We start from the raw sequence: 21,325 nt of genomic DNA on the forward strand, positions 1-21,325 counted from the left end.
TTCCATTGTTGAATTAAGAGAGGAGATCCGAAATGGCCGATATCACCTATCAGGTCGTGCCGCATGACAATGGCTGGGCCTACAAGCTCGGCAACACGCTTTCAGAAACCTATGCTACTGCGGACGAGGCGATCGTCCACGCCAAGGACGCCGCGTCACGCCAGAAAATCGGCGATGGCGATGCGCTGCTCGCCTATCCCTCACCCGATGGCGGCTGGGCATTTCAAGAACTCGAAACCGACAAGAGCAACAGTCGGCTCTGATTTGCGACGGAGGATGGAATGGCCGCGCGGGCAAGCTGGAAAGGTCATCTGAAAGTGGGCGACTTGGCCTGCGCCGTCGGGCTCTACACGGCCATTTCCTCCTCCGACCGCGTCTCCTTCAACATCATCAACCGCAGGACCGGGCACCGGGTCGAACGGCAATTCATCGACAGCGAGACGGGCAGACCGGTCGAACGGGACGATCAGGTCAAGGGCTACCGGATGGAGAGTGGCGATTACATCGTCATCGAGGGCGACGAGATTGCCGAACTCATGCCGCAAAGCGACAGGGTGCTGGATGTCAAAGCCTTCATCGGTTGCGACGCCGTCGACAAGCTTTACTTCGACCGCCCCTACTACCTCGCGCCCGCCGACCCCCATGATGAAGAAGCACTGGCGCTGATCGGCCGGGGCATGCGCGACGGCAAGGTCGTGGCACTCGCCGAAGCCGTGCTTTTCCGGCGCAACCGGACGCTGCTCATCCGTCCCCATGACGACTATATCGTCGCGACGATGCTGAACTTCGACTACGAGGTTCGCTCGGCCGACAGCGTCTTCAAGGATATCCCCGACATCAAGTTCGACAAGGAAATGCTCGAACTCGCGGGCCATATCATCGAGACCAAGCACGGCAGCTTCGATCCGAGCAAATACGAGGACCGTTACGAGGCCGCTCTCGTCGAGCTTGTCAAAGCCAAGATCGAGGGCCGCGCACCGCCGAAGAAAAAAGCGCCGCCCGAACGCAAGGTCGTCGACCTCATGGAGGCACTGCGCCAAAGCGCGAAGATGAGCGGCAAACCGCCTGCAAGGAAGAAGGCGCCGGCGCGCAGCGACAGCGGCAGGAAGAAGGCAAGCTGAGATGGCTCTCGAAACCTATCAGGCGAAGCGCAATTTCAAGATCACGCCCGAGCCGCGCGGACGAAAGGGCCACAGCAGCGGCAACAGCTTCGTCATTCAGAAGCACGATGCGACCCGGCTGCACTATGATTTCCGGCTGGAAATGGACGGCGTGCTGAAGAGCTGGGCTGTGACGAAGGGGCCGAGCCTCAATCCCGAGGACAAGCGGCTTGCCGTACATGTCGAGGATCACCCGTTATCCTATGGCGATTTCGAGGGCATCATCCCCAAGGGACAATATGGCGGCGGCACCGTCATCGTCTGGGATCGCGGCACCTGGAGGCCGCATGGGGACGTTCACAAGGCCTACCGCAAGGGCCATATGGAATTCGAACTCGACGGCGAGAAGCTGAAAGGCCGTTGGCATCTCGTGCGCATGCACGGCCGTCCCGGCGAAAAACGCGAAAACTGGCTGCTGATCAAGGGGGATGACGCCGAGGCACGCCATGACGGCGATATTCTCGACGAGAGGCCGGAATCAGCCAAAACCGGTCGGCAGATCGAAGAGGTGGCGGAAAATCCCGATGCGACCTGGAATTCCAACGCGAAGGACGGCAAGGCGGCTCCGACCAAAAGACCGGCGCGGAAAGTAAAAGCCCCGGCACTCCGGAAACAGGACTGGCCGAAAGGTGCGCGCAAAGGGGCGATGCCCGATTTCATCGAGCCGGCGCTTGCCAGGCTGAAGCCGAAACCGCCGGCCGGCGACCGCTGGATCCACGAGATCAAGTTCGATGGCTATCGACTGCAGGCTAGGATCGACGACGGCGATGTCAAAATGCTGACCCGCAGCGGACTCGACTGGACGGCAAAATTCGGCAGGGACGTGCTGGTTGCCCTTGCCTCCCTGCCGGTGCAGTCGGCGGTGATCGACGGCGAGATCGTCGTGGAACGCGATACCGGCGCTTCGGATTTCTCGGCGCTGCAGCACGATCTGAGCGAGGGCCGCTACGATCGCTTCGTCTTTTATGCCTTCGATCTTCTCTATCTCGACGGCCACAGCCTTCTGAACGCCGCACTCATCGACCGCAAGCATCTGCTCGAAACCGTTCTGCCAGGCGATAACGGCAAGCTGCGCTATAGCGCGCATTTCAACGAAAGCGGCGGATTGGTGCTCGACCATGCCTGCCGGCTCAGCCTCGAAGGCGTGATCTCCAAGCAGCGCGACAGTAAATACACTTCCGGGCGAAAGGGCGAGTGGATCAAATCGAAATGCTCGCATCGGCAGGAATTCGTCATCGGCGGCTATGTGCCCTCGACATCGATGAAGAACGCGATCGGCTCGCTGGCCATGGGCTATTATGAAGGTGGCGAGCTCAAGCATGTCGGCCGCGTCGGAACCGGATATACGGTGGCAACGGCGCAGATGCTCCATGAGAGGCTGTCGCGGCTTCAGCAAAACAACAACTCCTTTGACGACAAGCTCACGGCCGAGGAGCGGCGCGGGCTGATCTACGTGAAGCCGCAGCTGGTCGGCGAGGTGGAATTCCGCGCCTGGTCGGCCGACGGCAATCTTCGCCATGCCGCCTTTCGCGGCCTGCGCGAGGACAAGCCGGCGAAGGGCGTGACGCGCGAGACGGAAACGACGACACGGCGGGACCTGCCGAAATCGGCGGTGGCCCTCACCCATCCCGATCGCATCTATTGGCCGGACGAGGGTGTGACCAAGGAAGGGCTGGCAAACTATTACGCCCAGGTCTGGCGCTTCATGGCGCCCTATGTCGTCAATCGGCCGCTGGCGCTGTTGCGCCTGCCCGACGGCATCGACGGCCGTCAGCGGTTTTTCCAAAAGCATGCCTGGAAGGGCATGAACCCGCATATCGGCGAGATCATCGACCCGAAGGACAAGCAGGGAGAGAAGCTGCTGCGCATCACCGATTTCGACGGCGTGGTGGCGCTGGTGCAATCGGCCGTGCTGGAAATCCACCCCTGGGGTGCAACGACCGACAATTGGGAAAAGCCCGACATGATCACCATGGACCTCGATCCCGGCGATGACGTGGAATGGGAAGATGTCATCACGGCCGCTTACGGGCTGAAGGAACGGCTGGAGGCCGAAGGCCTCGCCGCTTTCGTCAAGACGTCGGGCGGCAAAGGCCTGCATGTGGTGACGCCGCTTGCGCCGAAGGCGGGTTGGGTGGAGGTCAAGGCCTTTGCCAAATGGCTTGCCGACAGCATGTCATCCGACGACCCCGACCGCTATCTCGCCACGGCGACCAAGGCCAAGCGCAAGGGGAGGATCTTCATCGACTATCTCCGCAACGGCCGCGGCAACACGGCGGTCGCTCCCTATTCGACGCGGGCAAGGCCGGGAGCCGCGGTCTCGATGCCGCTGGAATGGGATGAGCTCCGCGCCGACATAGGGCCGGCCTACTTCACCGTGGACAACACGCCGACGCGGCTCGACGCATTGCCGAAAGACCCGTGGGATGGATTTTTCGCGGCCGCCAAACCATTGGAAAAGAAGAAGCGATAGCAGTTCTAACGCGGCTTGCGACCGCCTTCCGCGGCTAAACTTTTTTTCAGCGCATCCATGATGTTGATGACATTGCCGGTCGATTTCACCGGCGCCGGTTTTTTGGCAGGCGCTGATTTCTTCAAGCTCTTCTGCTTGCCGCGGATCATCGACTTCAGGCGTTTCTGGACCGGGTCCTGCACCATGGTCGGGCTCCAATCCTTCGTTCCTTCCTTCACCAGCTGCTTCATCAGGGCCAGCAGCTTGCCGTCAATCTCCGTCTCGCTGTCGAGCTCGGCCACCGGCTCGCGTACCTCGTCGCCATAGCGCAAGGTCCAAAGGACGATGCCCTTGCCCTGCGGCTCCAAGAGCACGGCGCGCTCGCGGCGATAGAGAACCAGCCGGGCGATGCCGACGACGTCGTTCGCCTTCATCGCCTCGCGGATGACGCAGAAGGCTTCCACACCGACCTTATCCTCCGGTGCCAGAAAATGCGGCTTGTCGTACCAGATCCAGTCGATCGAGCCGCGCGGCACGAAACTGTCGATATCGATGGTGCGGGTACTTTCGAGCCCGACTTCCTCGATCTCCTCGTCCTCAAGCAGAACATAATCGTCCTCGCCACGCGGATAGCCCTTCACCTGGTCTCTCTCGGCCACCGGCTTGTGGGTAACGCTGTCGACATAGCGGCTTTCGACGCGGTTCTTCGTCTGGCGATTGAGGACATAGAAACGGACCTTGTTGCTCTCCGTCGTCGCCGGCGTCAGCGAGACGGCGGCAGTGACGAGCGAGAGTTTGAGATAGCCTTTCCAGAAGGTCTGACGCGCCATGAGTGTTCCCACCTGCAAACGCCGTTGGACATGGCATTGAACGGCGGGACAGGGGCTTTGGTTCCGAGAATTGGGGATTCTGGACAAATTGTGACATTGTGGTTCCAGCCGCTTGGAACGTCAGCCGAGACAGCAAGATAGATTGAAAACCCATTAAGGCACAGTTTTCCGTGCCGGATGGACGAACGAGCGCCCAGCGCGACATCATGGAATGTCTTTAGCGGCTGGATTCAGGGAGTAAGATCGCTTAAAGTCGCCCGGCGTGGCGATGAGACATCCCACTTGAAACAATAAGCTGTTGAAGTCATTTAGAAAAACTCACCATGGCTGTATCGCCCGCCGGAGCGGGCAGTTTGCAAGCCAGTGATACGGTTATCGAAACGGCCAAATGAATTCACTCCCAGCAAGCAGAATCCGATGGATGCAAAAATCAATTCTCGGCGCCGCTCGATCGAAGCTCCCATTCGTTCGATGACGCGCAGCCGGGTTTCTCCCAGATTGATTTATAAGAGCCTTCAATGACGATAGAAGATGCAGCTTCGGCAAGAAACTACTATCCACCAGGCTACCATCGGCGGTCTGTACCCCGATGGCGCGTCAGACGCGATGTCCTGGCAAAGCTTGTTCTGACGATAGCATTTTATGCTGCTCTTTGGCGGGCCACGAGCATGTGGTACGGCCTTCCAGCAAATTTCGAAGACGGGGCATCGGTCGACCCGCTCCCGATGAAGCTGCTGCTCTACAGCCTTATCCCTTTGTCGGGCTTATACTTTCTGCTGGAGCAGCGGCAGTTCCTGAGGGTTTTCTCAAGGATTTCGCCGCTCATCGTGGTTGTTGGCATTTCCTGCCTGACATCGATTGTTTTCTCAATCGACAGAGGCGCATCTCTGAAGGGATTGGCTGCGGTCATTGTTCTAGCCATCCCACCTCTTCTATACCGCGCACGCTACGGGAATGTCGAAGCATTCAAAATACTCGGGCGTTTCGCCATAGCGGCGGCATTTATCAACGTTCTCTACACAGCAGCTTTTCCCCAATTCGCCATCATGCGTGGCAGCTATGCGGGCATGGTCAAAGGTGCTTTTTATCATAAGAACACGTTGGGACAGTTTTGCTCGGTCAGCTTTGTCTGCCTGCTGTCGACGGAAAAGCTCGGGCGGCTTCGTTACAGTACCCTCATCCGCTGGGCTGCGATGCTCTGCCTTCTCGCATTGATCGTGGCAACAAAGTCCTCGACAGCTGTCGTCCTGACGATGTTCGGCAGCGTGATGCTGTATGCGGTCCGTGTCATTCACGTCTATCCGAACCGCCTTTTCCGTTCCTTCGTCGTTTTCCTGTTGTTCGTGATCGTCGGCTTCGGCGCCAGCTTTGTTTATCTCGGAGTAGCCTCAGCCGTTGCAGAAGCATTCGGCAAAGACATTACCTTCTCAGGGCGTACCAATATCTGGGAACAGCTACTGCCATTGATATGGGATCGGCCTGTGACAGGTTATGGGTTTGCGATGTTTCGACAGCCCGAGGTCATGGAGCAATATGTCAAGGTTACCTTCGATGCACGTTCGACCCACAACACGTATCTTGAGCTAGCGCTTAACATCGGCATTCCCGGCGTCACAGCATGGACGTTGTTCTTGCTGACCCGCCTATTCAGGAAAATGACAATCGTCGATCCCGATCCTGCCGAATCCGGCGCCAGGCGAAAGGAGATTGTCATCATCATCCTCATCATGCTTGGGGCCATGACCGAGGCAGGTATGATGCTTGCGCCTTTCATTCTCTGGCCGCACATGGTCATCGCGCTCTCGGAACTGCGTCCCAGGTTACGGACGAACCCAACACTGCGCCGACCTTGAAGGCAACGCGCGATCGACAGCAAAATGCTTCACCGGCCTTCAGCGAGGCCGGACAATCCCCGCTTAGATCGAAAGATATCGCTTCTGCCATGGCAGCATTTTCTCCTGCCATGCGCGCGGCGTAAATTCGTCGTAAGCGGTCTCGGCTATCGCCAGCATCCAATTCTGGTCCTTGCGGGCCAGCAGGACGCATGAGAGTTCCATGCCGGGCTCGGCGGCAATGGAGGGCCGGTTGGCGCCAGGGATATCGATCCCCTTGTTGCGCCACTGGATGCGGATCTCATCCGGCTCGGATGTCCATTCTCCGGAAGCGACGGATGCTTTTCCGTCGGGGCCGAGGCGAAGCGGTGGCGGCGTGATATTGAGAAAGCTGCCGTCATTGGCATAATTGTCATCGACCTCCCCGGCGGTCGCTTTGCCGTTTCCCTTCAGGACGATATCCTGCCCGCACCGCAGGAATATGTTGCGCCGGAAGCTCCCGGACCACGCGCGGTTGGCGAAGAAGGCGATGTCGCATCCGCTGATCACGTTGTCGTGGATATCGATGTCTTTGCGGAATGCCTGTTCCTGATCCGAAAAACCGCTCAGGGCAATGCCGCGATTGTTGTTCTCGATCCAGTTGTCATAAACATGATGCCCGGCATGGTCTGCCTTGTCGCCAATGCCGTAGCCGAAGGAATAGTCGTTCATCCGGCCGTCGCGCATGATGTTGCTGCGCACGACGGCATCATCGCCAATCGATGAAAAGGAGAAGTTCTTGCCGCCGATGAAGTTGTATTCAACGCGGTATTTTCGAGTTTTGTCGCAGACCAGCGCGCCCTTGTTCGATGCGCTGACCGGCGACTGAAGGAAGAGATTGCCGCGGATGACGACATCGGAGCTGATATTGGTATCGCTGTTTTGGTAGGCGAACTGGCAGCAGTCGGCTCCCTCTCCCGGCGCCGCTCCGAACCGGTTGTTTTCCAGCAGCACGTTCACCGTCTTCGTGAGATAGATGCCGTCGCCCTTCACATTCTCGGTTTCACAGCGCCTGATGAGGAGGTTCGTGCCGTTGTGAAATTTGAAGCCGCGGGGAGAATTCTTGACAACGACGTCCTCTATCACCGTGTCGGAAAACACCTGATAAGCGACGCCGATATCCTCGGCGCCATCGATGACTTGCCCTTGCGTATGGGCGCCGTGAACTTTCTTTCGAGAGATGGCGGGCATCAGATCTCCAATCGACAGGATCATCGCTCCAGGAGTTAATGAAGCGCGTATGGCAGGAGTTTGACGGCCTGTTGACTGCGTCACCCCCGAACGAGCGGGTTACTGTATCTTGAACGACACGACAACTTCGCCGGCTTCGTTGAACGGCGGCCGCAAGATTGATTCACGTCTGTCCTACGGCTGCCGAGGTCGGCGCGGGATCGTCTTGCAGACAAGAGACGGCGCCAACCGCGCCGACCTGGAGGCGGTTGCCCGCTTGACGACGAATGGCTGGGACGCGCGGGTTCGCCAAGGTGAATAGCCCCGCCTCAGGGCGCAGCGCCGAAGAAGGCGAGCCGGGTGAAGATCGTATAATCCGCTTCCGAAACCATCAGCGCCACGAAGACCAGCACCAGCAGCGGCGGCAGCAGGATGGCGTAGACCAGCGCCAGCCGCTCCCAGGCCATGTGCATGAAGACGGCGACGATCAGGCCGGCCTTCAGCATCATGAACACGAGGATCAGCGTCCATCTGAGATAGCCCTGAATCCCGAGATAATCGACCATGTAGGAAAAGGCGCTGAGCACGAAGAGCAGGCCCCAGACGAGGAAATAGAGCCGGATCGGGTGCTGCTGCCCGGTATGCGCCTGTGCATGCACCGCTTGGGTTTGGGCGTGTGCCGTTGTCTCGCTCATGACGACCTCACCACAGATAGAAAAATGCGAAGATGAAGACCCAGACCAGGTCGACGAAGTGCCAGTAGAGACCCATGATCTCGACGGCCTCGTAGCGGCCTTTCCGGCTGGTGAAGAAGCCGCGCCGCTCCACGTCGAAATCGCCGCGCCAGACCTTGCGGGCGACGATGAGGAGGAAGATGACGCCGATCGTGACATGGGTGCCGTGAAAGCCGGTGATCATGAAGAAGGTCGATCCGAACTGCGCCGCCCCCCATGGGTTTTCCCAGGGGCGCACGCCTTCGGTGATCAGCTTCGTCCATTCGAAAGCCTGCATGCCGACGAAAGTCGCCCCGAGAAGCGCCGTCAGCAGCATCAGGACAGCCGTCTTCCCGCGGTCGCGGCGATAGCCGAAATTGACCGCCATCGCCATGGTGCCGCTGCTCGAGATCAGCACGAAGGTCATGATGGCGATCAGGATCAGCGGAACGTCCTGGCCGCCGATATGGAGCGCGAAGACCTCGCTCGGATTGGGCCACGGGACGGGCGTCGACATGCGGGCGGTCATGTAGGCGATCAGGAAACAGCCGAAGACGAAGGTGTCGCTCAAGAGAAAGATCCACATCATCGCCTTGCCCCAGGAGGCGGTCTTGAAGGCGCGCTGATCCGAACTGAAATCGGCCGCGACACCGCGCAGGCCCGCCGACCCGAGGCCGGCATCGCCATGTGTCTGGATAATCCGTGTCATGTCCAAACCTCCCGGTTCAACCCGCTAGCTCAGCAATGTGCGGCAGAGATCGACGAAATCGTTCGCCCACCCGGCAAAGAGCGCAAAGAGCAGGAGCCAGACGGCAAGCATGAAATGCGAATAGACGGCCGATAGATCGACGCGGAGGCTGAGCCTGTCCGTCGCAGCCTCGCTCGCGAATGCCTTGACGGTCGTGTGCGCAAGCACGGCAAGCCCGCCGAGAATATGCAGGCCGTGCAGGCCGGTCAGCATATAGAAGAAGCTGTTGGCGGGATTGTCGGCAAGCACGTAGCCGGCCGCCACCAGCTCCCGCCAAGCCTGGATCTGTCCGACGAGAAAGAAGACGGCAAGGGCCAATGCCGCGGCAAGCGCCGGCCGCAGACGTTCCATGCGGCCATGCCGCGCTTCGCCTTTCGCCCATTCCAGCGCGGCACTGCTTAGGATCAGGGCCGCGGTATTCACCCAGAGGAGGCGGGGAACCGGCATCCCCCACCAGTCGGCCGAGGCCATGCGCATGAAATAGGCGCTGACGGCAAGGCTGAAGAGAGCCCCGACGACGCCGAGAAACACGAAGAGGCCGATCTTGACCGCCGGCACCGGCGGCCGGTCGGCGCCGTCATGAGCCGGCAGATGCACCGAGCCGGTTTCGAGCCAGGGCTTCGAGGTCAGCCGCTGTCCGGCAAGCCACCAGACGATGATGGCGCCGATTGCCGCGAGGAAGATCAGCGTGACGTTCATGCCGGGCTCTCCCGGGTTACGCTCCCGCTTGCCGGCACCGTCTGCGGAATGAAATCCTCTGCCGCGCCGGGCACGCTGTAGTCATAGGCCCAGCGGTAGACGACGGGCAGATCCTTGCCCCAGTTGCCGTGCGCGGGCGGCGTCTGCGGCGTTTGCCATTCGAGCGTCGTCGCCCGCCATGGATTGCCGCCCGCCTCCCTGCCCCGGGAAAGGCTCCAGACCAGGTTGAACAGGAAGACGATCTGGGCCGCTCCGACGATGAGCGCCATGACCGTTATGAAGACGTTCAAACTATGGGCCGACGGCGGGACGAAGGCTATCTCGCCGAGCTCGAAGTAACGGCGCGGCACGCCGAGCAGGCCGAGGTAATGCATCGGAAAGAAGATCGCATAGGTGCCGAGGAAAGTGACCCAGAAATGGATCTGGCCGAGCGCCTCGTTCAGCATGCGCCCCGTGACCTTCGGATACCAGTGATAGATCGCCCCGAAGATGACGAGGATCGGCGCCACGCCCATGACCATGTGGAAATGCGCGACCACGAACATCGTATCCGACAGCGGCACGTCGACGACGACGTTGCCGAGGAAGAGGCCGGTCAGGCCGCCATTGACGAAGGTGACGATGAAGGCGAGCGCGAAAAGCATCGGCAGCGTCAGATGGATGTCGCCGCGCCAGAGCGTCAGCACCCAGTTGTAGACCTTGATCGCCGTCGGAATGGCGATGATCAGCGTCGTGGTGGCGAAGAAGAAGCCGAAGGCCGGGTTCATGCCGCTGACATACATGTGGTGCGCCCAGACGACGAAACTCAGTGCGCCGATGATGACGATCGCCCAGACCATCATGCGGTAGCCGAAGATGTTCTTGCGCGCATGGGTGCTGATCAGGTCGGAAACGATGCCGAAGGCGGGCAGCGCGACGATGTAGACCTCCGGATGCCCGAAGAACCAGAACAGGTGCTGGAACAGGATCGGGCTGCCGCCGCCGTGCTTGAGCTGCTCGCCCATTTCGACGATGGCGGGCATGAAGAAGCTGGTGCCGAGCAGGCGGTCGAACATCATCATGACGCAGGCGACGAAGAGCGCGGGAAAGGCAAGCAGCGCCATGACGGTCGCGGTGAAGATGCCCCAGACGGTGAGCGGCATGCGCATCAGCGTCATGCCCCGCGCCCGCCCCTGCAGCACTGTTACCACATAGTTCAGCCCGCCCATGGTGAAGCCGATGATGAAGACGATCAGCGAGGAGAGCATCAGCAGGATGCCCCAGTCCTTGCCGCCCGGCGTGCCTGATAGAACCGCCTGTGGCGGATAAAGCGTCCAGCCGGCCCCCGTCGGGCCGCCGGGAGCAAAAAAGCCCGCGACCAGGATCAGGACGGCGAGCAGATAGATCCAGTAGCTCAGCATGTTGGCGTAGGGAAACACCATGTCGCGGGCGCCGACCATCAGCGGAATGAGGTAGTTGCCGAAGCCGCCAAGGAAGAGCGCGGTCAGCAGATAGATCACCATGATCATGCCGTGCATGGTGATGAACTGATAATAGTGATCGGCGTCGATGAAGGTGAAGGTGCCGGGAAAGGCGAGCTGAATCCGCATCAGCCAGGAAAGCACCAGCGCCACCATGCCGATCGAGATGGCGGTCACCGAATATTGCACGGCGATGATCTTGGCATCCTGGCTGAAGACATATTTCGTCCACCAGCTATGCGGATGATAAAGCTCGACATCCTCGACTTCGGCGGGCGGGATGACATCTGCGCCGCCGGACGGAATCTCGACCATGATATCTCCTCCCTTTCCCCGCCGGTTCAGTTTGCCGGCGGCGGCTCTCCCGATGACGCCGTCAACTGGGTGAATGTCTGCTGCTGCCCGAGCCAGGTCTGATAGTCCGCGTCGTTGTCGACCACGACGGTGCCGCGCATCTGCGGATGGCCGACGCCGCAAAGTTCGGCGCAGAGGATCTCGAAAGTGCCCGTGCGTGTCGGCGTCAGCCAGAAATAGGTGACCATGCCGGGGATCATGTCCATCTTGGCGCGGAACTCCGGCACGTAGAAATCATGAAGCACATCGACGGAGCGCAGCAGGATATGCACCGGCTTGCCCACGGGCAGATGCAGTTCGCCGCCTTCGACGATGATGTCGTCGAGGCCGCTTGCATCGTTCTTGTCGAGGCCGAGCGGATTTTCCGGGGTGACGTCGCGCGTTTCGGCGCGGCCGAGCTTTCCGTCCGCACCCGGCAGGCGGAAACTCCACAGCCATTGCTGGCTAACGACTTCGATCGATGCGGCATCGGCCGGCACCGATATGAACTGGTTCCAGACGATGAGGCCGGGGGCCAGCATCGCCGCCACGCCGACCGCCGTTCCCGAGGCGAGCATCACCTCCAGCCTGCGGTTCTCGGGCTCGTAATGCGCCCGGTTGCCCGGCTTGTGGCGGAAGCGGTAGACGCAATAGGCCATGAAGGAAACCACCGCCACGAAGACGATGCCGGTGATCCAGAAGGTGATGACGAGGGTGCTGTCGATATAGGTCCAGTTGGACGCGATCGGCGTCCACCACCAGGGGCTCAGCACATGGAACAGCACGGAGCCGACGACAATCAGGACGAGGATCAGCACGACAGCCATTTCCGCTCCTCCTCGAGCAGGTTGACCCGTGAAACCGCATTCCGTAAAAAGTCCGTATTTATTATCGCACAGATAGAAAATATCGGCAATTACGGCGATTTAGGCATCGCTAAACCGCCGCACCCCGTCATTTGGAGTATTGCTTCTCATTTGGAATATTGCTTGAGGTAGGCGACGAGATTGGTGATTTCCTGATCGTCCTTCACGCCGACGAAGGCCATCTTCGTGCCCTTCACCTTCGCTTTCGGATTGTGCAGATAATCGCGCAGCGTCGCCTCATCCCAGACGAGGCCGCCCTCGCCGGCCGCCTTCATCCCGCTCGAATAGGCAAAACCCGGATGCGTTCCGGCCGTGCGGCCGAACAGCCCGTTCAGCGACGGGCCGACCTTGTTCGTATCGGTATCGGCGACGTGACAGGTCGCGCATTTCTTGAAAACGGCAGCACCCGCCGTCGCATCGCCCTCCTGTGCCCCCGCGCCGGCAGGGGAAAGGGCAATGATGGATATGGCAATCAGCAGAACAACACGATCGTCCACGGCAAACCTCATCCTCCTCAAGGTTTCCCAGCCACTCGCACCTTCCGCAGCCATTGGCGTCCGGAATATGTTAGCGATGCTTAAAGTTTAGTGCTTCGCGGCTGCAAGTCAATCGGTCCCGCAATTCTGAGGCGTTCACCCGCAGCAAGCGGAACCGTTCCATTTCGATCGCCCGTTCAATGCCCGGTGAAAACAAGGGTCTGAACCGGCAGCAGCATCGCCTGTATGCGCAGGATCATCGCATGCACGACGCCGACCGTGTCGACGACATGCAGGAACACCCAGCGCGGCGCGCTGATATTCGGATCGGCGAGCGCATCGTGGTTGTTGGTATAGGCATTGGCGATGCAGCTGCTGCCCGGCGGCACGTCATCCAAGCCGCCGGCGAAGAGCGGCTGCAGGAACACCGTCAGCGTGCCGGGTTTCGCCATCTGCTGGACGTCGACCAGCTGGTCGGTGGGGCGCAGCTGACCGGCCGCGATCACGTCCTGCACCTCGGTCACGACGAGCGGGATGATGGTGAACGGCTTGCCGACGCAGACGGCCTCTGCGACCATTCCGGGTTTCATCACCTGCGCCTCGATCTGCCCGAAGCCGGCGATCAGCGTGCCGCGGCCCGCTTCGCTCGGCACCAGGATGCCGGCAGGCCGCAGCATGGTGTTCAGCACATCGCCGGGCCGCAGCGTGAACTGCTGGACGGTGCCCGATACGCCCGCCCTGACGAGCGTCTTGTCGAGTTCCACCTGGGCCTCGGCCTGGGCCGCCTCCGCGCTCGCCTTCTGCGCCGGCAGGAGAACGCTGAGCTTGGTTTGCAGCGTCTCTTTCTTGGCGAGCGCGGCGCTGAGCGAGCCTTTGCGGCCTTCGACCGTATTGGTGAGGCGGACCACCTCGCGGCGGGCAACGGCATCGTTTTTCAGGAGCTGCGTCTTCATCTCCAACTCGTCCTCGGCCACTTTCAGGGCGCCTTCCGCCTCCTGAATCTGGCCGTCCATGCTCGCAAGCTCGGTCTGGGCAACCTTCGCTTCCGCCTCGGTCTCGGCAATCTGCCGCCGCGCCGTCTCAAGGGCCGCCTTCTGCTGTGAATCGTCGAGCCGGAAGAGCGGCGTGCCGGCGGCGACCTTTTCGTTGACGCCGACATAGACTTCATCGACCCGTCCGGAGGCTTCCGGCAGGATCGTGACGGTGCGGAACACCGCCGTGACGGTTTTCGTCGAGGGATGGAAATAGAAGATCATGGTGATCAGCGAAACGGTCAGGATCAGGCAGGCGGAGATGCCCCAGCGCAGTTCGTACCACATGCTGTAAAGGGTGATTTCCTGGCCGATGCGCTTGCCCTGGACATAGCGCCGGTAGAGATAGTCGGGGAAGATGGTCAGCATTGAGCAAAGCATCAATTCGAGCATGATCAGATCCCCTCTTCGTGCAACGTCTTGGCGGTAGCCCGGGCTGGTGCTTCCGCCACTGGTTCCGGCGCAGGCGCAGGGGCCGGTTCCGGATGACCGGCTGCGGCCGGCGCCTCCTCCTCGAGTTCGGCCGGATCACGGCCGGCAAGCCTGGCGAGCGACCGGGCGATCGAATAAAGCGGCGTCGAAAAATCGGGAAACCGGATGAAGGCCAGGAGTAGGCCGAGGATCCAGTAGAGATGATTGTGGGTGAAGAGCGAGATCAGCGCCAGCACCGCGACGATCTCCATCTGCACCTTGTTCGTGTGGTGGGCGATGCGTTCGGGAACGGCGTGAAGCTGGAAGTAGAGGTTGCCGATCACGAGAATCATCACGAGCAGAAACACGATGACGCCGACGAACAAATAATCCGTCTGGCCCGGTCCGGTGATGAAGCCGGGCACGTGGTTGGTGAGAGCGGAGTGATAGTCTTCCATCGAAATCTCCTTTCCTGAACGCCATGGTGGTCAGGCTTGCCAGCCGGCCGCATGGGCCATGTCAGCCGGCGCCTGCCGCCAGCGCCTGTTTGTGCGCCGTCAGGGCCTGCTGCGCCGCTGCGGCCGTATCGGCAGCCTTGTCGCCGGCGACCTGGACGGTCGGCACGGCGAGCCGGATGCCGTTTTCATTGAATGCCTGATAGATCATCCGCAGCGCCCGGCGCTTCAGCGTGAACTGCTCTCCGGGCAGCGTCATGAACTTCATGCGCAGCAGCAATCCGGAGTCGCCCAGGCTGTCGATACCCTGCATCTTCAAGGGCTCGATCGTGACGGGCTTGAACTCGGGGTCGGCGAACAGGTCCTGGCCGATCTTCTTGATGATCTTGCGGGCCTTTTCGACATCGGCGTCGTAGGCCACGGTGATCGTCATCTTCTCGATCACCCAGTCGCGGCTCATGTTCTGGATCGCGCCGAGTTCACTGAACGGCACGATGTAGACGGCGCCGCGGTGATGCCTGAGCTTCACCGATCGAAGGCTGAAGGATTCGACGCTTCCCTTGTAGTTGCCGCTCTGGATGTATTCGCCGACGCGGAAGGCATCGTCGAGCAGGTAGAATACGCCGCTGATGATGTCCTTGACGACGGTCTGGGCGCCGAAGCCGATCGCAACACCGACGACGCCGGCGCCGGCAATCAGCGGCCCGATCTCGACGCCGAGCGAAGACAGCGCCATCATCAGCGCGATTGCGGCAAAGAGGATCATCAGCACGTTGCGCAGGATCGGCAGCAGCGTGCGGACCCGCGCCCGGCGGCGCTCCTTCTCGCTGCCGGCCTCGTAGGTCGTATCGGTCTCGCCGAGCTTGCGGTCGATGATGACGCGCACCAGGCTCCAGGCGAGATCGATGACGAGAAGGATGATGCCGGCGCTGAGCATGCCGCGAACGATGCGCAGCATCGGCGTGTCCTGCATCGTCATCCGGGTCAGCTCGACATCGAGGGCACGGGCGAGCAGGAGGATGGTGCCGACGATGACGATCGCACGCACACCGCGCTCCACCAGCACGGAGGCGATGCTTGCCCGCTCGGCCTTTTCCTCGCCGGCGGCAGAGGACAGAATATTGGCGATAGAGACGCGGACGAGCGCAAGGATGGCCGGCAATGCCGCGCACACCGCAACGATCCAGAAGAGCTTCACCGCGCCGACGACCCAGAGAGCCCAGAGACCGATGAAATAGGCGGTCCACAGCCAGTTGCGGATCGCCCGGCCGATGCGCGGCGCCTGACCCTCGGCCGGCGCGTCCACCGGCCGGCGCCACAGGCTTTCGAGTGCGATCGCCAGGAGCACGACACCCAGCGTATAGGCGACCAGTTGCCGCGAGGCGGGGGGAAGGCCGAGCGTTCCAAGCAGCCGCACCGTCACCCAGCCGAAGGCGAACCAACCGCAGAGATAGCCGAGACGGCGCGCCCAGTGGGTGGCTGCCGCATCGCTGACCGGTACCAGGCGAAATCCCGGCTGCGCCGTGGCGGCCGGAGGCGCGAGCAAAGCGCGCAGGAGCGCGGCCGCAAGGCGGAAGGCGACGAAAGCGAAGAGGTAGCCGACGACGATTTCGCGCACCAGCGGCGGCCAGTCGAAGACGAGGAAGAAGCCGATGCTGCCGAGCGCAAAGGCGAGCACGTGGCATACGGCCCAGAGAAGCTTCGCGCCGAGAAGGATAAGCCGCTCCCGGACGGTCGAAAAGGGCGCCCGCTCCATCCAGCCGCGCCAGCCGCCGCTGATCCGCCGGAAAAGCCATTGGGCAGCGAAGCCTGCCGCCATGAAGGCGACCAGCAGGACCACAGGCCGGGTGCCGCCGTTCGCCTGGATATCACGTTCGAGCACGGCCGCGGCCGTCATCATCGCCGCTGGAAACGAGGCCGCGGCGTTCGTCAGATCGGAAGAATGCCGGCGGAAGCGCGTGGCGAATTCGGCGAAAGAGGGATCGGTCGGCTTCGCCTCGCTGGGCGCGGCAGCGGCTTTCGCCGCCGCCTGCTGCTTCAGCCAGTCCTGCACCGCCGGATCGGTGGAGAGCGCTATGAACTGCTCGATCCGTTCGGCCGGCAATCCGGCCGGCGGCGTCTGCGACATTGCGGGCATGGTCATCAGCGCGGCGGCGACAGATGCCATCACCGCCAGCAGCAGCGTTCGAAGAACGTTCCTTGATGACACCATCCGCATGATCCCTCCCAATCCCCGCGTGTCGGGCGCTGCGCCCTATGGCCGGCATTCCGTCCTGAAAGCATTGCCGCAGGCCGGCTTCGGGCCGCCGCCAGGCCCGCCACGCGCGCCGGCATCGGCGGTGTAGGCATCGCGCGTATCCTGATCGACGACCGCGGCGGGTGCTGCCAGCACCAGGCCCGCGGCACTGCCCGCCGCAGCTGCCGTTTCCGTCGTCGCCACGAGGATTCTCTCGCCAAGGCCGACGCGGCTGTCGGTCAGCGTCTGCCCTTCCGAGATACGGGCGCCGATCAGCTGGACGATCTCCGGCGAGGCCGCGAACTTGGCGTGGTGGAGCCGGTCGCTGGTCTTCACCTTCGTCAGGTCGATGACGTTGATCTCGTTTTCCTCGAGCTCCTGCTTGTAGGGCGCCTGCTCGGGATCGATGGAGCCGAGGCGGGCGACATCGCCCCAGACCCTTCGCGAGACGGCGAGCGCCTTGTCGTCGCGGGACACGAAGAGCGTGAATTGGGGATGCTGCTTTCCCATGTCGCCGATCTGCTGGCGGAACACGTCGACATCGACGTCGGGAGCCGCGAGCATGACGTTCTTGAATTTCGCTGGCAGGCGGCCATTACGGATCGCCATCTGCCGCAGACCTTCCATGGCGAGCCAGTTGCCCATCGAATGGGCGAGGATCGAGACTTCCTTGATCTCCGGATCGCGGTAGAGATACTGGAACAGCTTCTCCAGCGCGTTGCGGGTATAATTCGTGCTCTCCCGATCATATCCATAGGCGAGCAGCCGGCCGCGCGAGGGCCATGTCACCAGCACCGGCGCGCTGTGCACGCCGGAATCATGGACGATCTGGGCAAAACGGTAGACGGAATCCTCGAAGCGCGTGTTGTAGCCATGGATGAAGACGAAGACGCTCCTGTCGGGGCTCTTGCGCACGCTCGCGCTGAGCCAGGCCTTTGCCCCGTCGATATCCATCTCGGCTGCCTTGAGCGTCGCGAAATCGGTTTTGGGGTTGGACGGCAGCTTCTTCGGCCAGGCGACTTCGCCGGTCTTGCGCCCCGGCGGGATCGAGACGGTGATATCGGCGAAGGTGGGCTCGCGGGCGCGCTCGCCGCTGAACATCTCTCCGGGGACGGGAGAGCGGCTGCGCGTCGTGGCGACCAGCATGTCGACGCGGTCGGCGCGAGGAGAGGTCTCGGCGACCGGGGTCAGCACACCCTTCGGATGCCCGCCGCAGCCCGACAGGCAGATCACCGTAACGCAAACCAGAAGCCGTCGAAGCGTCTGGCGAAAAGCGGCCTGCCTGCCGCGCATGTTGCTGATGTTCACACTGCTCCCCACACTGACGCATACTGCCGGGTCGGACCCTGCCCGCATCGAAGAGATTGAGCCAAAGACGAAGCCGCAGGCATGTATGTTCCTGTATGTTACAGGTAACGGCACCCTTCGCTTGGTTCGGCCGATGGCGAGCGCAGCCTGTCGGCCACGCCGCCGTCAATTCCCCGGCGGGTCGTTTTGCACAGGCAGACCGGCAGCCTCCAGCCCGTTGAAAAATCGTTCCTGGTCCTCGATCCGCGCCAGCCGCCGGACGACCTCCCGCCTGACATTCGGGATCAAGCCTGGCGACCGGGCCTCGATCCAGTCGATCTGCTCCTTTGCCTCCGCCGCTTTTCCAAGGGTGCCGAGGATCGAAAGCAGGACGAGGCGGTGCATCGGATTGTAGTTGAGGTCCGACATGCGGGACCATAATTCCGCGGCTTGCGTATCGCCCCGCATGAAGGCGCAGAGCGCCATCCCCACCTCGTAATATCCCTGCGGTCCGGCATTCTTGCCGACGGCCTCCGAAATCAGCTCGCAGCCCCTGTCCCATTTTCCCGACATCGCCAGACGCAGGCCGTATTCGCCCGCCACTTCGGTATCGTTCGAATTGCTGGCATAGGCGGCTTCGCCGGCGCGCAGGGCCTCGGCCGGGTCGTTGCCGAAGAAATTGGCGAGCATCAGCGCCTGAAGCGCACGCGCATTCTTCGGATCGAGATGCACGGCGCGTTCGGCAAGCTCCCGGGCGGTGGCGAGCGTGGCAGCCGTCGGTTTCGTGTTCAGCTGATATGGAAAGCGGAATTCGTCGAGATGGGTGAGCGAAAGAAAGGCCACGACGTTGGAATCGTCAGGCATTTGCTCGGCCGCCTGCTGAAGGCAGGATTTTGCCGCGCCCTGCGCCTGCGCGGTCATTTCGCTGCGGTAGCTGTAGTAGGCCAGAATGCAGGAAAAAGCGTCCGCGCTCCCGGCGATGCTGGCGGTGTCCGCCTGGAAAATGACGCCGAACGGGCGCGCGACCGCCGTCGCGATCTCCTCGGCAAGACTTGCCTGCGTTTTCAGGATGCCCTGGACTTCCATGTCCGCATCGTAATTGTTCGCCCAGATGACGATCCCATCGGCGCGCCGCACGAGCCTCGCCGTAGAGCGCAGCGTTCCGCCTTCCAGCCTGATGCTTCCCCGCAGGGCATAGATCGGTTGCGACGAAATCTCGCCATCCCTGTTGCCCGGTAAAGCGGCGGCGACGACGATGTCATTGAAGGGAACGAGCTTTTCGATGATGTCGTCGGTGATGCCCTGGGAGATGTCGGATGCGGCTCCGCCGCCGGAGGCGCTTTCGAAGCGCTCGACGACGATGGTCGGGCGGCCGACGCTTCCCGGCGGCGTCTCATTCCCGGTATCGACCGACCTCGCATGCTGCAACATCGCGGCGGCGGCCAAGGCGGCCGCAGCACCTCCCGCAAGAAGCCAGTACCGGGACCACGGCAAGCGCCGGATCGCCTTGTCCCGGCTGACCGTATCCCCTGCCGGGGCGGCGGCTTGCGGCCCATCGTCTCCCGGGGGCGGCGGCGGAGCGGACTGCCCGGTTTGCTGCATCTCCGCAGGCTCCGCGCCTTGCCTCACCTCGAAGACAGGCGCATAGCCGCCCCTGGGAATCGTGATGATGATCCGGTCCGCGGCGCCGGCGGTCAGATAATAATGTTCCAGCTCCCTGCGCAGCCGTCCCGCTTCGATACGGACGCACGGATCCTGCTGCGCGTCGAAACTCGCATCCCGACCGAAAACCGCCTGGGCGATGGTAAATGCCTTCAGATAGTCCCGATGGCCGGCAAGCGTTTCGGTCACTACGAAGTCGAGGAACCTCCGCGCCCGCTCCGGAAGACGGAACTCCGGGCTGGACAGAATGCGGTCGAGTTGCTGCCGCACCTCTTCGGGTGAAGAAACGTCGCCGCCAGCCCTGTCAACGCCTGCATTTGGCATCGGCTCCCCCAGACTCCGATTGCAAACAACCTGCAGCATACGTCATGGACGATAGACCTCCATCGACATGTCGGCAATGCGATTTAGAAGAATAATCTAATTAAGAATTACCTTATTCACAGGCCGCCGGACACCAATACAGATCCGCATAGGCCCGCATCGGCGTAGGATACCGTATCCTACCGCAGCGGACATGTATTTTACTGCCTTCGTCTCGCCGCGCGCTCTATCATCGCCCAAGCATTCTGGAGGAGGCGGCGATGACATCACCTGAAACGTCCACATCCCATCCCATGACGAGCGCCGAGGACCTGCGCAAACGCGCTTTGGAACTCCAGCTCCTGGAAATGGAGCGCAGCGAAAAGATCAAGGCGCGTGAGGCAAAGAAACATGCCGATTTCGTCGAAGATTTCTTCCGCAAGCAGATCGGAGAAGCCGAACGCGCCGTCATCAAGCGGCTGGTGATGAGAGCGGCGGCGGACGGCAAATACGAGGCGCTGATCTACAGTTTTCCATCGACCTTCTGCACGGACAGCGGCCGTGCCATCAACAACAACCTCGCCGGATGGCAGAAAACGCTGCAGGGAAAGGCGAAGGAGCTCTATGAACTGTTTGAGGAGGTCGCCAAGCCGCAAGGATACGGGCTCAAGGCGATGATCATCAACTTCCCCGACGGCATGCCCGGCGACGTCGGCTTCTTCCTCACCTGGGAACCGCCAGTCGATGATTGACCGGCTGCGGGCGTATTGCCACGCCCGCAAGGATTGACGCTCGCCGGGATCGAAACGGCGAGCGAGATGGCCGGCCTAAAGCGCGTCGCGATCTTTCAGATTCGCTCCTTGCGCTTTAGGTCTTTGTTTTTAAGCATGTCGTTATCGCAAAACATGGGGTAATCGCGGCGCGATCACCCCATGTCATATTTATCAGATGATGGCTGTCTGGGGTGGTTGCCCCCGGTAAGATGGCAATACGGGCTCACGATTGAACCGGGCCCAAACATCGAATGGAGGCAACCATGGACCAATATATCGGGCTTGATGTTTCATTGAAAGAGACTGCGATCTCGATCCGGCAGGGAGGTAAGCGGATCTGGCGGGGGAAATGCGCTTCGGACCCCAAACTTCTGGCAGAGATGATCCGC

Annotated in this window: 18 protein-coding genes and 1 pseudogene; 6 read left to right on the forward strand and 13 right to left on the reverse strand. The window is 61.5% G+C overall.

The window, feature by feature from the left end; genetic code table 11:
* Positions 1-32: 32 nt before the first annotated feature.
* From QD408_RS21580 to ligD, 3 genes are read left to right on the forward strand one after another with little or no spacing between them, the layout of a single operon-like run.
* A complete protein-coding gene (locus QD408_RS21580) occupies positions 33-263 on the forward strand; it encodes a DUF2188 domain-containing protein (protein WP_414140696.1) in 231 nt (76 codons plus the stop codon).
* A gap of 18 nt (positions 264-281) precedes the next feature.
* On the forward strand, positions 282-1,121 hold the full coding sequence (locus QD408_RS21585; protein WP_414140697.1) for a Ku protein: 840 nt from the start codon (positions 282-284) through the stop codon (positions 1,119-1,121).
* Between the two features lies 1 nt (position 1,122).
* Entirely contained in the window at positions 1,123-3,633 is a 2,511-nt protein-coding gene (ligD, locus tag QD408_RS21590; RefSeq protein ID WP_414140698.1) for a DNA ligase D, read from the forward strand.
* Between the two features lie 5 nt (positions 3,634-3,638).
* Here the strand turns inward: ligD and QD408_RS21595 are convergent, their stop codons facing one another.
* Complete coding sequence (locus QD408_RS21595) at positions 3,639-4,442, reverse strand: Ku protein (protein ID WP_414140699.1); 804 nt, start codon at positions 4,440-4,442, stop codon at positions 3,639-3,641.
* 518 nt (positions 4,443-4,960) lie between these two features.
* Between QD408_RS21595 and QD408_RS21600 the strand changes: the two genes are divergently transcribed.
* The gene (locus QD408_RS21600) at positions 4,961-6,295 is read left to right on the forward strand and encodes an O-antigen ligase family protein (protein WP_088680397.1); all 1,335 of its coding nucleotides are present in this window, start codon (positions 4,961-4,963) and stop codon (positions 6,293-6,295) included.
* A 63-nt stretch (positions 6,296-6,358) separates the two neighbouring features.
* Here QD408_RS21600 and QD408_RS21605 read toward each other — a convergent pair whose 3' ends face one another.
* From QD408_RS21605 to QD408_RS21660, 12 genes are all read right to left on the reverse strand, one after another.
* Complete coding sequence (locus QD408_RS21605) at positions 6,359-7,504, reverse strand: right-handed parallel beta-helix repeat-containing protein (RefSeq protein ID WP_414140700.1); 1,146 nt, start codon at positions 7,502-7,504, stop codon at positions 6,359-6,361.
* Between the two features lie 308 nt (positions 7,505-7,812).
* Complete coding sequence (locus tag QD408_RS21610) at positions 7,813-8,178, reverse strand: cytochrome C oxidase subunit IV family protein (RefSeq protein ID WP_414140701.1); 366 nt, start codon at positions 8,176-8,178, stop codon at positions 7,813-7,815.
* Between the two features lie 7 nt (positions 8,179-8,185).
* Positions 8,186-8,905, reverse strand: a complete 720-nt coding sequence (locus tag QD408_RS21615; protein ID WP_414140702.1) for a heme-copper oxidase subunit III family protein — start codon at positions 8,903-8,905, stop codon at positions 8,186-8,188.
* Positions 8,906-8,929: 24 nt separating this feature from the next.
* Positions 8,930-9,643 (reverse strand): cytochrome c oxidase subunit 3, encoded by a 714-nt coding sequence (locus QD408_RS21620; protein WP_414140703.1) that lies wholly within the window; start codon positions 9,641-9,643, stop codon positions 8,930-8,932.
* On the reverse strand, positions 9,640-11,418 hold the full coding sequence (gene ctaD / locus QD408_RS21625; protein ID WP_088683202.1) for a cytochrome c oxidase subunit I: 1,779 nt from the start codon (positions 11,416-11,418) through the stop codon (positions 9,640-9,642). The genes QD408_RS21620 and ctaD overlap by 4 nt, the downstream gene beginning before the upstream one ends.
* A 26-nt stretch (positions 11,419-11,444) precedes the next feature.
* Entirely contained in the window at positions 11,445-12,263 is an 819-nt protein-coding gene (locus tag QD408_RS21630; protein ID WP_414140704.1) for a cytochrome c oxidase subunit II, read from the reverse strand.
* 146 nt (positions 12,264-12,409) lie between these two features.
* Positions 12,410-12,811 (reverse strand): c-type cytochrome, encoded by a 402-nt coding sequence (locus QD408_RS21635; RefSeq protein WP_088683204.1) that lies wholly within the window; start codon positions 12,809-12,811, stop codon positions 12,410-12,412.
* Positions 12,812-12,975: 164 nt separating this feature from the next.
* Positions 12,976-14,202, reverse strand: coding sequence for an HlyD family secretion protein (locus tag QD408_RS21640; protein ID WP_414140705.1), 1,227 nt, complete (start codon positions 14,200-14,202; stop codon positions 12,976-12,978).
* A 2-nt stretch (positions 14,203-14,204) separates the two neighbouring features.
* Entirely contained in the window at positions 14,205-14,678 is a 474-nt protein-coding gene (locus tag QD408_RS21645) for a hypothetical protein (RefSeq protein WP_088683206.1), read from the reverse strand.
* A 61-nt stretch (positions 14,679-14,739) separates the two neighbouring features.
* A complete protein-coding gene (locus tag QD408_RS21650) occupies positions 14,740-16,893 on the reverse strand; it encodes a mechanosensitive ion channel family protein (RefSeq protein WP_414140706.1) in 2,154 nt (717 codons plus the stop codon).
* 36 nt (positions 16,894-16,929) lie between these two features.
* Positions 16,930-18,141 (reverse strand): alpha/beta hydrolase, encoded by a 1,212-nt coding sequence (locus tag QD408_RS21655; RefSeq protein WP_348626694.1) that lies wholly within the window; start codon positions 18,139-18,141, stop codon positions 16,930-16,932.
* Between the two features lie 243 nt (positions 18,142-18,384).
* The gene (locus QD408_RS21660) at positions 18,385-20,184 is read right to left on the reverse strand and encodes a hypothetical protein (RefSeq protein ID WP_414140707.1); all 1,800 of its coding nucleotides are present in this window, start codon (positions 20,182-20,184) and stop codon (positions 18,385-18,387) included.
* 260 nt (positions 20,185-20,444) lie between these two features.
* On the opposite strand from QD408_RS21660, the gene QD408_RS21665 reads away from it, so the two are divergent.
* Both QD408_RS21665 and QD408_RS21670 read left to right on the forward strand, forming a co-directional pair.
* Positions 20,445-20,915 (forward strand): hypothetical protein, encoded by a 471-nt coding sequence (locus QD408_RS21665; protein ID WP_088683208.1) that lies wholly within the window; start codon positions 20,445-20,447, stop codon positions 20,913-20,915.
* Positions 20,916-21,199: 284 nt separating this feature from the next.
* Positions 21,200-21,325: pseudogene (locus QD408_RS21670) on the forward strand (IS110 family transposase); the annotation flags it as partial.

Origin of the sequence: Rhizobium sp. BR 249 (assembly GCF_047445895.1) — a bacterium.
Classification (GTDB): domain Bacteria; phylum Pseudomonadota; class Alphaproteobacteria; order Rhizobiales; family Rhizobiaceae; genus Rhizobium.